This is a genomic window from Streptococcus halichoeri (assembly GCF_009870755.1).
Lineage (GTDB): Bacteria > Bacillota > Bacilli > Lactobacillales > Streptococcaceae > Streptococcus > Streptococcus halichoeri.
This window is the reverse complement of the sequence record NZ_WLZU01000025.1, coordinates 18611-32567: the sequence shown is the minus strand read 5'-3', so window position 1 is coordinate 32567 and position 13957 is coordinate 18611. Positions and strand designations below refer to the sequence as shown.

General features: G+C 44.2%; 12 protein-coding genes, 1 tRNA gene and 2 pseudogenes. 14 read left to right on the top strand and 1 reads right to left on the bottom strand.

All coding sequences use genetic code 11. The features are described 5' to 3' along the window. Positions 1-236: 236 nt before the first annotated feature. The 12 genes and pseudogenes from GWD08_RS06980 (at position 237) to rbfA (ending at position 9988) form a co-directional block, all read left to right on the top strand. Positions 237-968, top strand: coding sequence for an ABC transporter ATP-binding protein (locus GWD08_RS06980; RefSeq protein ID WP_159564911.1), 732 nt, complete (start codon positions 237-239; stop codon positions 966-968). Continuing rightward, entirely contained in the window at positions 965-2008 is a 1044-nt protein-coding gene (locus tag GWD08_RS06975) for an ABC transporter permease (RefSeq protein ID WP_236560323.1), read from the top strand. Before GWD08_RS06980 ends, GWD08_RS06975 begins: the two co-directional genes overlap by 4 nt. 71 nt (positions 2009-2079) lie before the next feature. Then, positions 2080-2871 carry a cell cycle regulator CcrZ gene (gene ccrZ / locus GWD08_RS06970; RefSeq protein WP_159544374.1) on the top strand — a complete coding sequence of 264 codons (792 nt, stop codon included), beginning with the start codon at positions 2080-2082 and terminating at the stop codon, positions 2869-2871. After that, positions 2871-3506, top strand: coding sequence for a tRNA (guanosine(46)-N7)-methyltransferase TrmB (gene trmB / locus GWD08_RS06965; RefSeq protein WP_159564909.1), 636 nt, complete (start codon positions 2871-2873; stop codon positions 3504-3506). Before ccrZ ends, trmB begins: the two co-directional genes overlap by 1 nt. A gap of 59 nt (positions 3507-3565) precedes the next feature. Continuing rightward, positions 3566-3652 (top strand) — tRNA-Ser (locus GWD08_RS06960). A 584-nt stretch (positions 3653-4236) separates the two neighbouring features. Then, positions 4237-4722: a ribosome maturation factor RimP gene (gene rimP / locus GWD08_RS06955; RefSeq protein WP_159544370.1), complete on the top strand. Its 486-nt coding sequence runs from the start codon at positions 4237-4239 to the stop codon at positions 4720-4722. Between the two features lie 99 nt (positions 4723-4821). Beyond that, positions 4822-6024, top strand: coding sequence for a transcription termination factor NusA (gene nusA, locus GWD08_RS06950; RefSeq protein ID WP_159549691.1), 1203 nt, complete (start codon positions 4822-4824; stop codon positions 6022-6024). A 17-nt stretch (positions 6025-6041) separates the two neighbouring features. Then, positions 6042-6338: an RNase P modulator RnpM gene (gene rnpM / locus GWD08_RS06945; protein ID WP_159544366.1), complete on the top strand. Its 297-nt coding sequence runs from the start codon at positions 6042-6044 to the stop codon at positions 6336-6338. Further along, positions 6331-6633, top strand: a complete 303-nt coding sequence (locus GWD08_RS06940) for a YlxQ-related RNA-binding protein (RefSeq protein WP_159544364.1) — start codon at positions 6331-6333, stop codon at positions 6631-6633. The genes rnpM and GWD08_RS06940 overlap by 8 nt, the downstream gene beginning before the upstream one ends. A 19-nt stretch (positions 6634-6652) precedes the next feature. Further along, positions 6653-7078, top strand: a pseudogene (locus GWD08_RS08920) (translation initiation factor IF-2 N-terminal domain-containing protein); the annotation flags it as partial. Positions 7079-7303: 225 nt separating this feature from the next. Next, a pseudogene (infB, locus tag GWD08_RS06935) lies at positions 7304-9517 on the top strand (translation initiation factor IF-2); the annotation flags it as partial. A 120-nt stretch (positions 9518-9637) separates the two neighbouring features. After that, positions 9638-9988: a 30S ribosome-binding factor RbfA gene (gene rbfA, locus GWD08_RS06930; RefSeq protein WP_159544360.1), complete on the top strand. Its 351-nt coding sequence runs from the start codon at positions 9638-9640 to the stop codon at positions 9986-9988. A gap of 121 nt (positions 9989-10109) precedes the next feature. Here the strand turns inward: rbfA and GWD08_RS06925 are convergent, their stop codons facing one another. Continuing rightward, entirely contained in the window at positions 10110-11075 is a 966-nt protein-coding gene (locus tag GWD08_RS06925; RefSeq protein ID WP_425280440.1) for an alpha/beta hydrolase, read from the bottom strand. Positions 11076-11276: 201 nt separating this feature from the next. On the opposite strand from GWD08_RS06925, the gene GWD08_RS06920 reads away from it, so the two are divergent. Next, positions 11277-11720, top strand: a complete 444-nt coding sequence (locus GWD08_RS06920; protein ID WP_159549703.1) for a CopY/TcrY family copper transport repressor — start codon at positions 11277-11279, stop codon at positions 11718-11720. Next, positions 11710-13950 carry a heavy metal translocating P-type ATPase gene (locus GWD08_RS06915; protein ID WP_159564903.1) on the top strand — a complete coding sequence of 747 codons (2241 nt, stop codon included), beginning with the start codon at positions 11710-11712 and terminating at the stop codon, positions 13948-13950. The genes GWD08_RS06920 and GWD08_RS06915 overlap by 11 nt, the downstream gene beginning before the upstream one ends. The last annotated feature ends 7 nt before the right edge of the window (positions 13951-13957 follow it).

The window sequence follows — 13957 nt, the reverse complement described above, 5'->3', positions numbered from 1 at the left end:
TAACGCTTTGACGTTTCATTGAGGCTCACAAAAGGGAAAAATCGCTACTTAACGTGGCGATTTTTCTTTTTTGAGGGTTTGAAAAGCTATGATGGCTATGGAATAACTAACTACGGGAATGATTCATCCAAGCTTTTTGAAAAGTGGCGGCGATTTGCACAAGGAATCCGCTGTCTTTATAGAGGGATTTTGTTATAATAGTAGAGAACTACATTAATTAGAAAATGAGACACACTATGTTAACACTAAATCAAGTGACAGGTGGTTATCTTAATATCCCTGTCTTAAAAGAGGTGACCTTTGCGGTAAATGATGGTGAATTGGTCGGCCTCATTGGCCTAAATGGCGCTGGTAAATCAACCACCATTAATGAGATTATTGGCATGCTGACTCCCTATCAGGGTAATATTACCATTGATGGTGTTCGTTTGGCAGAAGATGCTTTTGGTTATCGCCAAAAAATCGGTTTCATTCCTGAAACACCAATCCTCTATGAAGAATTGAGCTTAAAAGAGCATATTGAAGCTGTGGCCATGGCCTATGATCTTGCGATTGAGCTAGCTTTTGAGCGGGCCAAGCCCTTGCTTGAGACCTTTCGTTTATCAGACAAGCTAGATTGGTATCCGATTCATTTTTCCAAAGGGATGAAGCAAAAGGTGATGATTATCTGTGCCTTTGTCATTGATCCTAGTCTTTTGATTCTTGATGAGCCTTTCTTAGGATTGGATCCTTTGGCCATCGCTGATTTGATCCAGCTATTGGAGGCAGAAAAAGCAAAAGGGAAATCGATTTTGATGAGTACCCACGTCCTTGATTCGGCTGAAAAGATGTGTGACCGTTTTGTGATTCTCCATCAGGGCCAAGTTCGCGCTCAAGGGAGCCTGTCGCAATTACAAGAAGCCTTTGGTGACCCAAATGCCAGTCTCAATGACATTTATCTGGCTCTAACTAAAGAGGATAATGCATGATGATTGAGACTCTTTTTCGTAAACGCCGCGCTCAAAGCCAAGCCCTCCACTTCAAGTACTTGCCCTATGTCTTTAATGACCACTTTGTCCTTGTTTTGGTCTTTTTGCTGGGCTTTGTTCTCTATCAGTATAGCCAGCTCCTGCGCCATTTTCCAAGCCAGCCGCTGGGACTGATCTGCCTGATTGTAGCCCTCTACCTCTTAACCATGTTTATGGGAACTATTCCCTTATATCTAGAAGCGGCCGATCGCCACTTTTTACTGGTCCAAGAAGCAGCTATCCGAGCTCAGTTAAAGCTTTCTTTTAGACGTTCCTTTGTCCAATGGAGCATCTTACAGACGCTCATTTTCTTAGTCCTTTTGCCCATCTTTTTACGTGCAAACTTGGCTTATTGGCTCATCGTGCTAATCCTGGCCCTTAGTCTGATTGGCAAGTACCTTATTTTTAAACAGCGCCAAGCAAAGTATCTGCCTAAGCAGCAACTCAAGTGGGACCAAGCCATCGCCTTTGAAGCAGAGCGCCGACAAAAAGTCCTACGTTTTTATTCTCTGTTTACCAATGTCAAAGGTCTCTCAACACGGGTCAAACCACGGACTTACCTCAATCCCCTGCTTGGAGTTCTTCCCAAAAAGGCAAGCAGCTACTGGCTCAACCTTTATAGCCGCGCTTTTTTGCGGGCAGGAGATTACCTAGGCTTGTTTGTCCGCTTGCTCTTGATGGCAGGTCTGTCTTTGCTGTTTATTCCCCAGTCTTACCTTAGTGTTGCAGTGGCCATGGTTTTCAACTTTCTGTTATTGTTCCAATTGCTAGCGCTGGCTCAGCATTTTGACTACCACTATCTCGTGCAGCTAACACCAGCTAATCAGCCCAAGGCCAGAGCTCGCCAATTAGTACAGTTTTTGCGACTAATCAGTGTCTTATTGCTGGTGCCGCAACTGGCCCTTGCTGGCTCCCTGCTAAAAGCTGGCTTAGTGCTTGGTGGCATTTGCCTGCTTGATGTTATCTATCTTCCTTATAAGGTGAAGAAGATCGTTGACTAAGTTTGTCAAAACAAGTAAAATAGAATAACCGTGAAAATGAGACAATTTAAGAAAAGAAGGAGGGCGAACAGGTGACGGTAACTGATCAAGATTTGACGCTGACACCCTTAAGAGGTAATAGTGGTAAAGCGTACAAGGGAACCTATCCAAATGGGGACAGTGTTTTTATCAAACTAAATACAACCCCCATCTTGCCAGCCTTAGCAAAGGAGCAGATTGCTCCGCAATTGTTGTGGGCCAAACGCATGGCTAATGGCGATATGATGAGCGCCCAAGAATGGCTTAATGGGCGGATTTTAAGTCGGCAAGATATGAATAGTAAGCAAATCATTCATATCTTGTTGCGCTTACATAAATCCAAGCAGCTGGTCAATCAATTGCTTCAGTTAAACTATAAGATTGAAAATCCCTATGATTTATTGGCAGATTTTGAAAAGAATGCTCCCTTGCAAATTCAGCAAAACACCTATATACAAGGTGTTGTAACCGAACTAAAGCGAAGCCTGCCGGCTTTTCGCACAGATCTAGCGACCATTGTACATGGAGACATTAAGCATAGCAATTGGATCATTACCACTAGTGGCATGATTTATTTGTGTGATTGGGACTCTGTTCGCTTGACTGATCGGATGTATGATGTGGCCTACCTGTTGAGCCATTATATTCCCCAGACTCTCTGGCCTGAATGGCTTACTTACTATGGTTATAAAAACAATGAAAAAGTCAAATCAAAGATTGTCTGGTATGGTCAATTATCTTATTTGACTCAAATTTTGAGATGCTTTGATAAGCGCGATATGGAGCATGTCAACCAAGAGATTTACGCTTTGCGCAGATTTAGAGAAACATTTAGAAAGATATAATGCGAGTACGGAATCGAAAAGGGGCGAAAGAGCATCTAGCGAATCACCCAGAATATGTTATTTTGCAGCCAGACCAGGCAAAAGGCCGGTGGCAAGAGCTTTTTGGCAATGACAACCCCATTCATATTGAAGTAGGATCTGGTAAAGGTGGCTTCATTACAGGAATGGCTCAGGCGCATCCTGAGATTAATTACATTGGAGTTGATATGCAGCTTTCAGTGCTGAGCTATGCTTTAGATAAGGTGCTTGCAGCTGATTTGCCCAATGTGCGCCTCTTGCGGGTTGATGGCTCTAGCCTAGGCCATTATTTTGCTAAAGGCGAAGTTGCAATGATGTATTTGAATTTTTCAGATCCTTGGCCTAAAACCAAGCATGAAAAACGCCGTCTGACCTATAAAACCTTCCTAGCCACTTACCAAGAAATCTTGCCAGAGCACGGAGAAATTCATTTTAAGACCGACAACCAAGACTTGTTTGAATATAGCTTAGCTAGCATGTCGCAATATGGTATGACTCTGAAGCGAGTCTGGTTAGACTTACATGCCAGTGACTATGAAGGAAATGTCATGACAGAGTATGAAGCCAAGTTTTCCAATAAGGGTCAGGTTATTTATCGACTAGAAGCTAAATTTTAATAGCTATTTTTGTAAAACTATGATAGAATAAGGAAGTTACCAAGTTAACTTCTTCAAGTGGAGAGGTCGCATAGTGGCCGAGTGCGCACGCTTGGAAAGCGTGTAGTCCTTAACGGGGCTCGGGGGTTCGAATCCCCTCCTCTCCTTTTATCCTATTGATATATCAGGGTTTTGAGGGTGTTTGCCCGTTTTTCACCCTGGCAATTTTAAGATTTTAAAAAAGATTGTTAAAAATTTCTTTGACCTTCTGGTCATTTTTTTAATGTATCTATTGGTGGGTCTTATCTTAGCCAAGTCCACTGGCAAATGGCTCAGCTGCTCAGGTATCCTTTGGTCCTTTTTTAGAGCCCTTGTGGAAAAGTTTGGCTCCAAAGCCCTGTTGGCCTGACCTAATCGGCTGCTCGCTCTCCTTTAAGACGTCAGGCTGAGCTGCCTGTCTTAAGTTGGGTGTGACCGTGTTGTCTCACACTTTGGGGTGGTTCTAGGTTACGGGCATAGCAGGGCTCGTCCTGGTATTTTTTGGTTTTCAAGGGAGCCAAGAAGGCAGAAGCCTGGCAAGCAGAAAAAGACAGGCTTAAAACCGCTTTTTGACTTGCATTATTTTGAGAATGTGCTACAATAAGAGATAACAATATAGAAAAAAGGGGCGAAGTTTTACTTCGCCTCTTATGTGTGCCACTCGGTGGACTGCTGATCTGCACAAGCCTGGTGAACAATAAAAGAAAGTGAGGTGGCTCTTATCGCACAGCAAACTCTGATTGAACAGGTCACAGCTGTGGTAGAACCTGTTATTAAAGCGCCTTTTGAATTGGTGGATATTGAGTATGGAAAGCTAGGACATGACTATGTCCTTAGTATCTTAGTTGATAAGGAAGGTGGTATCACGGTTGATGATACCAGTGATTTAACAGAACTTATTAGCCCATTGCTGGATACGATAACTCCTGACCCCTTTCCTAGTCAGTATTTTTTGGAAATTTCAAGCCCAGGTCTAGAGCGGCCCTTAAAAACACCTGAAAGTTTGCAACAAGCAGTCGGATCCTACATCAATGTTAGTCTTTACAAAGCTATTGATAAGTCTAAAGTTTTTCAAGGCGATCTTGTCGCATTTGATGGTCAGACCCTAGTGTTAGATTACCTTGATAAAACCCGTCATAAAAAGGTAGAAATTCCTTATCAATCGGTTGCTAAAGCTCGTTTAGCCGTCAAATTATAAGCTTTTGCTGGTTGTGGTTAGCTCAGGTAAAGACAATCAGACCCACGTTTTACAAAGAAAGGAATTATTGCATGCCTTAGCCAGCATGCCTAAAAGACTATGAGCAAAGAAATGCTAGAAGCCTTCCGCATTTTGGAAGAAGAAAAACACATTAACAAAGAGGACATCATCGATGCGGTGACAGAATCCTTAAAATCTGCCTACAAACGTCGCTATGGCCAATCGGAATCTTGTGTCATTGAATTTAATGAAAAGACTGCTGATTTTCAAGTCTTTACAGTTCGTGAGGTCGTTGAGGAAGTCTTTGACAGTCGCCTGGAAATCAGCTTAAAAGACGCTTTAGCCATTAGCTCTGCTTATGAGCTGGGTGATAAAATTCGCTTTGAAGAGTCGGTCACCGAATTTGGCCGCGTTGCTGCTCAATCAGCTAAGCAAACCATCATGGAAAAAATGCGTCGCCAGATGCGAGAAATCACTTTCAATGAATATAAGCAACATGAAGGTGAAATCATGACAGGAACAGTTGAACGTTTTGACCAACGCTTTATTTATGTTAACTTAGGCTCGCTAGAAGCCCAACTGTCCCATCAAGATCAAATTCCCGGTGAATCCTTCAAATCACATGACCGTATTGAAGTTTATGTCTACAAAGTTGAAAACAACCCCAAGGGAGTAAATGTTTTTGTTAGCCGCAGCCATCCTGAATTCATCAAGCGAATCATGGAACAAGAAATTCCAGAGGTTTTTGATGGAACAGTCGAAATCATGAGTGTCTCACGTGAAGCAGGTGACCGCACAAAGGTGGCAGTACGTAGCCATAATCCAAATGTTGATGCTATTGGTACGATCGTTGGGCGTGGTGGTAGCAATATCAAAAAAGTTATCAGCAAATTCCATCCAACACGCGTAGATGCCAAGACAGGCATTGACATTCCAGTCGAAGAAAATATTGACGTCATCCAATGGGTGGATGATCCTGCTGAATTTATCTACAATGCGATTGCCCCTGCAGAAGTTGACATGGTCCTCTTTGATGATGAGGACACTAAGCGGGCCACAGTTGTTGTTCCAGACAACAAGCTGTCACTAGCGATTGGCCGCCGCGGCCAAAATGTGCGCTTAGCCGCCCATTTGACAGGTTATCGGATTGATATAAAATCAGCTAGCGCCTATGAGGAAATGGAAGCAAAAGCGCAAGCGCAAGCAGCAGCTACAGCAGCTGACGATCCTCAGGCTCCCGCCATTGAATCAGCTACCGAAGCGCCAGCTATTGAACCACAGCCAACAAGCGAGGAAGAGTAATAAACGAGGTATATTGAATGCCTAAAGAACGAAAAAGACCTTTACGCAAATCACTAGTGTCTGGAGAAATCATTGACAAGCGTGATTTGCTGCGCGTTGTTAAGACCAAAGAAGGGCAAGTCTTTATTGACCCAACTGGCAAAGCTAACGGGCGTGGCGCCTATATTAAAATGGATAACAGCGAAGCCCAAGCAGCTAAGAAAAAGCAGGTTTTCAACCGTAGCTTTGCAATGGAAATCCCTGAAAGCTTTTATGATGACTTGATCGCTTATGTCGATCATAAAGTCAAACGAAGAGAGTTAGGCCTTGAATAATAAAGAAAAAGTGTTACAATTGCTAGGTTTGGCACAACGTGCCGGTAAAATTATCACAGGAGAAGAATTGGTAGTAAAAGCCATTCAACAACAAGCCCTGCAGCTGGTTTTTTTGGCAGCTGATGCTGGACCTAACCTAAGCAAAAAAGTAACTGATAAATGTAAGTATTATAATGTAGAAGTCTCCACAGTGTTTGCAGCACTGGAATTAAGTGCAGCACTAGGAAAGCCCCGCAAGGTGGTAGCTATTGCTGACGCTGGATTTTCAAAGAAAATGAGGACTCTTATGGAATAGACGAATAGGAGGACAGCAATTGTCAAAGAAAAGATTGCATGAAATTGCCAAAGAAATTGGAAAGACAAGTAAAGAAGTTGTAGAACAAGCACACCAGTTAGGGTTTGAAGTCAAAAGTCATGCCTCGACCGTTGATGATGCCGCTGCGCAAAAAATCATTGCCAGTTTTTCGACACAACCAGCGGCCGCACCAAGCACCAAGCAGCAGTCTGTGAAGCCACAACCAGCGACTCAAGAAAAGCCAAGTCCTTTAGCTGATACTTCAGCTAAAGGCTTAGCCCCTAAAGCAGCAGCGGTAGAGGGCTCATCAGACCAGGCAGCGGCAAAAGCCCAGCAACCGGCTGTAAAACCAAAGAGTCGCAACTTTAAGGCAGAACGCGAAGCACGCGCCAAAGAACAGGCCGCCCGTAAGCAACACCAGCATGGGCAAAATGAGCGGCGTGGCTCTAGACAGCAGAGCTCAGATGGGCGGGACAGTCGCCTGCACCAAAACCGACAGGCCGGCCAATCGTTTGAACGTGCTACTTCGCGTCCGGCTGCTAACCGCTCAGCTAATAGCAATCGTGAGTATGACTCAGGCCGTGGTAAAAACGCAAGTGCTGGACGCTCAAATGATTATCGTCGTGATCGCGATCGTAAAGCAAGCCAAAAGACCAGTCCATCACCTGCCAGTTCCGGGCCTAAGATTGATTTTAAAGCTCGTGCTGCGGCATTAAAAGCAGAGCAAAACGCCGAATATCTCCGGCAACGTGAAACGCGTTTTCGTGAGGAAGAAGCAGCAAAACGCCAAGCACGACTTGTTCAAGAAGAGGCCAAAAAGCTTGCTCAAGCAGCTTTGAAGCAAACACAAAATCCACAAACTACCCCTACTAATGAGTCAGTAGCAGCAGTTGTCGAAAAAACAGCTGATGTAAGACGTAAAAAGCAAACCCGTCCTGGAAAAGCGCGTCACGAAGAAAAAGGACACGAAGAAGGACAAAAACAGAATAAAAAGAGTTGGAATAGTCATAACCAAGTGAGAAATCAAAGAAATAGTAACTGGAATAAAAAATCCAAAAAAGGTAAGAATAACAAGCAATCATCAGCGCCAAAACCAGTAACAGAGCGCAAATTTCATGAACTGCCTAAAGAGTTTGAATACACTGAAGGCATGACAGTTGCTGAAATCGCTAAACGCATCAAACGTGAACCGGCTGAAATTGTTAAAAAATTGTTTATGATGGGTGTCATGGCCACGCAAAACCAATCTTTAGATGGTGATACTATTGAATTATTAATGGTAGACTATGGGATTGAAGCTAAGGCTAAAGTTGAAGTTGATGATGCTGACATTGAACGCTTCTTTACAGACGAAGACTACCTCAACCCAGAAAACATGGTTGAACGAGCACCTGTTGTGACCATTATGGGACACGTTGACCACGGTAAAACCACCCTACTTGATACCTTGCGCAATTCGCGTGTGGCTACTGGCGAAGCTGGGGGAATTACGCAGCATATCGGTGCTTACCAGATTGAAGAAGCAGGCAAGAAAATTACCTTCTTAGATACACCGGGGCATGCGGCCTTCACCTCTATGCGGGCTCGCGGTGCTTCTGTAACGGATATTACGATCCTCATCGTGGCCGCTGATGATGGGGTTATGCCTCAAACAATTGAAGCAATCAACCACTCTAAAGCTGCTGGCGTACCAATTATCGTAGCTATTAACAAAATTGATAAACCAGGTGCAAACCCAGAGCGCGTGATTGGGGAATTAGCAGAGCATGGGATCATTTCCACGACTTGGGGTGGGGATTGTGAGTTTGTAGAAATTTCTGCCAAGTTCAATAAAAACATTGATGAACTACTAGAAACTGTTCTCTTGGTAGCAGAAGTTGAAGAACTCAAAGCCGATCCTACTGTTCGAGCTATCGGTACCGTGATTGAGGCGCGATTAGATAAAGGAAAAGGTGCGGTGGCTACCCTTCTTGTCCAACAAGGAACCCTGCATGTTCAAGACCCAATTGTTATTGGTAATACTTTTGGTCGGGTTCGCGCCATGACAAATGACCGTGGCCGGCGCGTCAAGTTTGCCGAACCATCAGCACCGGTTTCGATTACTGGTCTAAATGAAACGCCAATGGCCGGGGATCATTTTGCAGTCTATGCTGATGAAAAAGCAGCGCGCGCAGCTGGTGAAGAACGAGCTAAACGCGCCTTGATGAAGCAAAGACAAAGTACCCAACGTGTTAGCTTGGATAACCTCTTTGATACATTAAAAGCTGGTGAAATCAAAACTGTTAACATTATCATTAAGGCAGACGTTCAAGGTTCTGTTGAGGCTCTTGCTGCATCCCTCTTAAAGATTGATGTTGAAGGCGTTCGTGTTAATGTGGTTCACTCTGCTGTTGGTGCTATCAATGAATCAGATGTGACCCTAGCTGAAGCTTCCAATGCAGTGATTATCGGTTTCAATGTTCGTCCGACCCCTCAAGCTCGTCAACAAGCCGAATCAGACGAGGTTGAAATTCGTCTGCACAGTATTATTTATAAAGTCATTGAAGAAGTTGAAGAAGCCATGAAAGGTAAGCTTGATCCTGTCTTCCAAGAAAAAATTATTGGTGAGGCAATCATCCGTGAGACCTTCAAAGTTTCCAAAGTTGGAACGATTGGTGGCTTTATGGTCACAGAAGGTAAAGTTACACGAGACGCAAATGTTCGGGTTATCCGTGATAGTGTGGTTATCTTTGATGGCAAACTAGCTAGCTTGAAGCATTATAAAGATGATGTCAAAGAAGTTGGCAATGCCCAAGAAGGTGGCTTGATGATTGAAAAATTCAATGACCTCCAAATTGACGACCAAATTGAAGCTTACATTATGGAAGAAATTAAGCGTAAATAGGTAGTGGGTCTACCAAGTCCCATTCAAAAGTCGGCAGGATAAGGCTCGCTCTAACAAGGAATTATAGGGTCCTGCCCTTATCTCCCTACTTACTTTTGAAACCTTAGAAAGGAATTTAAGATGGCAAATCATCGCGCAGACCGTGTTGGAATGGAAATCAAGCGTGAAGTCAATGAAATTTTGCGCCTCCATATTAATGACCCACGTGTACAGGATGTCACAATTACTGACGTTCAGATGTTGGGTGATCTTTCCATGGCTAAAGTCTACTATACGATTCATTCAACCCTGGCTTCTGATAATCAAAAAGCGCAGCGCGGGTTAGAAAAGGCCACTGGGATGATTAAACGTGAACTCGGTAAAAACCTGACCATGTACAAAATTCCCGATTTGCAATTTATCAAAGACCAATCCATTGAATATGGTAACAAAATTGATGACATGTTACGCAATCTGGATAAAAATCACTAAGCCGCCAAAAGAACGACTTAAAGGCCAGGTGATTAGAAAAGACAAAAAGATAAACCTGAAAGCAAATCAGGTTTATCTTTTTGTATTGGTGCAGTCACCAGGTGCTAACAGGTTCAAGGCATTAGGAACTACTTTTAATAATATCAATGATTTGATACTGCGCTGTTTTGGCTTCGTCAATCGGATAGATGGGATAGACATGGTTCATCCCTTCTTGGACAAAGTAATGACCAGAATGCTTAGCCTTTTTTAGCTTGTCAGCATAATCACGAATGTCTGGATAGAAAATCTCGCGCGTCCCTGTAAACAGGGTGATTGGCGCTAAATTTTCAACAGGTCCATTCTTAGGACTAACATAGATATGATTGGTATTTTTAGCATTCTTAGCCCAGATTTCGCCGACACGGGACAAGCCCCAGGCGGATAGGATGGGATCTGAGTTCTCATACTGAGGAATTTGTGGATGCTTCATGGTCACGTCTAACCATGGTGACAAGAGGATGATGTTTTTAGGTTGGGGTATGCTTTCCTGGCTTGGTTCGTGCAAAAAGGCTTGCGCTAGGCCAAGTGCTAAACCGCCACCAGCGGAGTCCCCCATCAAGGTCATATTTTGGTTTGACTTATGAAAATGCCTATAAAGATTAACTAGTCTTGGCATAGCATAATCATAGGTGTAACGCGGGGCCTTGGGATAAATGGGTAAGATAATCTTAGCATCTAGGCTGGTGGATAAGGTTTTGAGCATGCTAATGTGGTAGGGTGTGGGGTTGTTGAGATAGGACCCGCCAGCTAGATAGAAAATAGTTTTTTGGTTAGGTTTATTATTGTCATTCCAGGAGAAGACCTGCATGTCAAAAAGCTTTTCCTCCACCAATTCTCCGTTCACAGAAGCAGCATCGAGCGTATAGCCCTTGTCGCTTTGCTCTTGGCATGCATCTAAGTATTTTTTAAAACTGCTCTCATCTTGGACCTTGTAGTAACTTTTGTCTTGTTTGAGCCAGAAATATTGTTCGATAAACCAGCTTTTCCAAGAGCGCGAACTAGCGTCTGCTGGTAGTGTATGGCAGAGCGCCAAAATGGTGACCATTGTTAATAGTAGAATACGTTTTTGGCAAGTGTGTTTCAAGCGGATCTCCTTAACTTTGCTTTATTTTAAAGGCAATATTATTATAATAAACGTCACATTTTTGTCAATAGAGCAAAGCATGCCTGTGGATTAAATGGTTTACAATTGTCAATCGACCTGCTATAATGTGTTTACAAATGTAAACGATAGCAGGAGGATGTCATGTCAATTTCAAATGCAGAATGGGAAATCATGCGGGTTGTGTGGACACAGGGTGAAACGACGAGTAGCATGATTTTAACGGTGCTCAATCAAAAGAAGACCTGGTCGGCCTCGACTGTAAAAACACTCTTGAAACGATTGCTTAATAAGGGCTACCTCCAGGCCTGTAAAGAAGGCAAAGGCTTTACTTATCACGCTATTGTTGATGAAACAACTGCTATGACCCAGCAATTAGACGAGGTCTTACAAAAATTCTGTCAGACCAAGCACTATGCTATTTTAGAGCATTTGATTCTGGATTGCCCTCTCACGCCTGAGCAGGTATCAGCTCTGCAATTACGCCTGGCAGAAAAAGAAACCGTTCCCGTGGTTAGCTGTAACTGTATACCAGGGCAGTGTCTCTGTCAAGAACATTTGCAAGGAGGTGTTGGTCATGGCCACTAAAGAAGAGATCTATGCTATTTCAGGTATGTCATGTGCTGCCTGTGCCCAAACGATTGAAAAAACGCTTAAACAACTACCGGCAGTTGAGCAAGCCCAGGTCAATTTATTGACTGAAAAGTTGACGGTCTCGTATGACCCAAATCAACTAGGCCCTAAAGACATTGCGGCCTCAGTCAAAGCAGCAGGCTATGAGGCACGCCCTGAGCAAAACAGCGGCAAGTTGCCAGATGCTCAACCTAAAAAAGACCAGACTCAGATTATTTGGCGGCGTTTTGTCGCATCAGCTTTGTTTACGCTTCCTTTGCTCTATCTGGCTATGGGGCCCATGCTGGGCTTTCCTTTGCCTAGTCAAGTCTCTATGGTTGCCCAACCTTTTAGGCTGGCACTCCTTGAGCTTATTTTAACGCTTCCTGTAATCTACTTCGGTCGCCATTATTATCAAAGTGGCCTAAGATCCCTTTTCAAAGGCCATCCCAACATGGATTCCTTAGTAGCTTTAGCCACTTTGGCGGCTTTTGCCTACAGTTTTGCCAGTGTAGTGGCCATAGGTCTAGGCTACCTTGATTTTCGTCACCAGCTTTATTTCGAATCTGTGGCAGTCATTCTAACCTTGATTACCTTAGGAAATTACTTTGAAGCCTTGGCCAAGGGGCGAACGTCGACTGCTATGACCCACTTAATGTCTCTAGCTGCCAAGCAAGCCCGCCTGGTAGGCGATAACAAAGAACAGATGCTGCCCTTATCAGAAGTTAAGGTGGGAGATCAGCTCTTGGTTAAGCCTGGCGAAAAGGTTCCTTTAGACGGTCGGATCATCAGTGGCCAAACCAGTGTCGATGAGTCCATGCTGACTGGTGAGAGCATGCCTGTTACAAAAGCTCCTGGAAGCCCTGTTTATGGCGCTACGCTTAATGGCGAGGGAAGTTTTACCATGCAGGTTGAAACAGCAGCAGGTCATGCTGTTTTGGACCAGATCATTGCCTTAGTCGAAAAAGCCCAGCTACAAAAAGCCCCAATTGCTAGGTTGGCAGATAAGGTTTCAGGTGTTTTTGTGCCACTAGTCATGGGACTTGCCCTAGCGAGCGGTCTTTTCTGGTGGTTAATCCTACAAGAAAGCTTTGGTTTTTCTTTGTCCATCGCTATCGCTGTCTTGGTCATTGCCTGTCCCTGTGCTCTTGGACTGGCAACGCCCACAGCCATTATGGTAGCTAGTGGCCGCGCTGCTGAATTAGGTATTCTCTTTAAAGGGGGCGACCGTTTAGAGTTAGCGCATCGCCTAGATACACTTGTCTTTGATAAGACTGGTACCTTGACCCAGGGCCAAGCCAAGCTTAGCGGTTTGAAAGTCTGGCAGGGCAATGAGCACAAATTGTTGCAACTAGTTGCTTCATTGGAAAGTCAGGCTAGTCATCCTTTGAGTCCCGTGCTTGTTGCAGCTGCTAAGCAGACAGGAGCTCTGCCTTTGCCAGTCAGCCACTTTAAAAATCACCCTGGCCTTGGCCTGAGCGGTCAGATAGCTGGCAAAAATTATCTGGTGGGTAATATCAAGTTGATGCGTCAAGCTGGACTGTTAGCTTCGGACTTAATAAAGGCTGAGGCTACAGGTACAGCCTATGCTGGTCAGACTCTGATATATGTGGCTGAGGAACACCACTTGCTGGGCTTGCTGGCCTTGGCAGATCAGCTCAAACCAGATAGCCAAGCTACGCTAGCGCAACTCAAAGCCCTGGGGATAGAGGTAGTCATGCTAACAGGTGATAATGCTAAGACTGCGCAAGCTGTTGCTGATTCCTTGGGTATTGAACGTTGGATAGCTGATGTTTTGCCTGATCAAAAAGCCCAGGCTATCAACCAACTCAAGGCAGAAGGTAAACTTGTTGGCATGGTAGGTGATGGCATCAATGATGCGCCAGCCTTGGCCACGAGTGACCTTGGGATAGCCCTTGGGACAGGGACCGATGTGGCTTTAGAATCGGCCGATCTTATTTTGATGCGCCCACAGCTCCAAGACTTGATCACGGCCCTAAAACTTAGTAAAAAGACCTTGCGGGTGATTAAGGAAAATCTGTTTTGGGCTTTTATTTACAATGTCCTGTCCATTCCAGTAGCAATGGGAGTGCTCTACTTCTTTGGCGGTCCGCTCCTTAACCCGATGCTAGCGGGCTTGGCCATGGCCTTTAGTTCCATTTCGGTTGTTTTAAATGCGCTTCGCTTAAAAATACTTAGATTGTGAGATTTTG

Coding starts and splice junctions, on each gene's coding strand:
- GWD08_RS06980 (WP_159564911.1), top strand. CDS start 237: ATGTTAACACTAAATCAAGTGACAGGTGGTTATCTTAATATCCCTGTC.
- rnpM (WP_159544366.1), top strand. CDS start 6,042: ATGCCTAAAGAACGAAAAAGACCTTTACGCAAATCACTAGTGTCTGGA.
- trmB (WP_159564909.1), top strand. CDS start 2,871: ATGCGAGTACGGAATCGAAAAGGGGCGAAAGAGCATCTAGCGAATCAC.
- GWD08_RS06925 (WP_425280440.1), bottom strand. CDS start 11,075: ATGGTCACCATTTTGGCGCTCTGCCATACACTACCAGCAGACGCTAGT.
- GWD08_RS06975 (WP_236560323.1), top strand. CDS start 965: ATGATGATTGAGACTCTTTTTCGTAAACGCCGCGCTCAAAGCCAAGCC.
- GWD08_RS06920 (WP_159549703.1), top strand. CDS start 11,277: ATGTCAATTTCAAATGCAGAATGGGAAATCATGCGGGTTGTGTGGACA.
- rbfA (WP_159544360.1), top strand. CDS start 9,638: ATGGCAAATCATCGCGCAGACCGTGTTGGAATGGAAATCAAGCGTGAA.
- GWD08_RS06915 (WP_159564903.1), top strand. CDS start 11,710: ATGGCCACTAAAGAAGAGATCTATGCTATTTCAGGTATGTCATGTGCT.
- nusA (WP_159549691.1), top strand. CDS start 4,822: ATGAGCAAAGAAATGCTAGAAGCCTTCCGCATTTTGGAAGAAGAAAAA.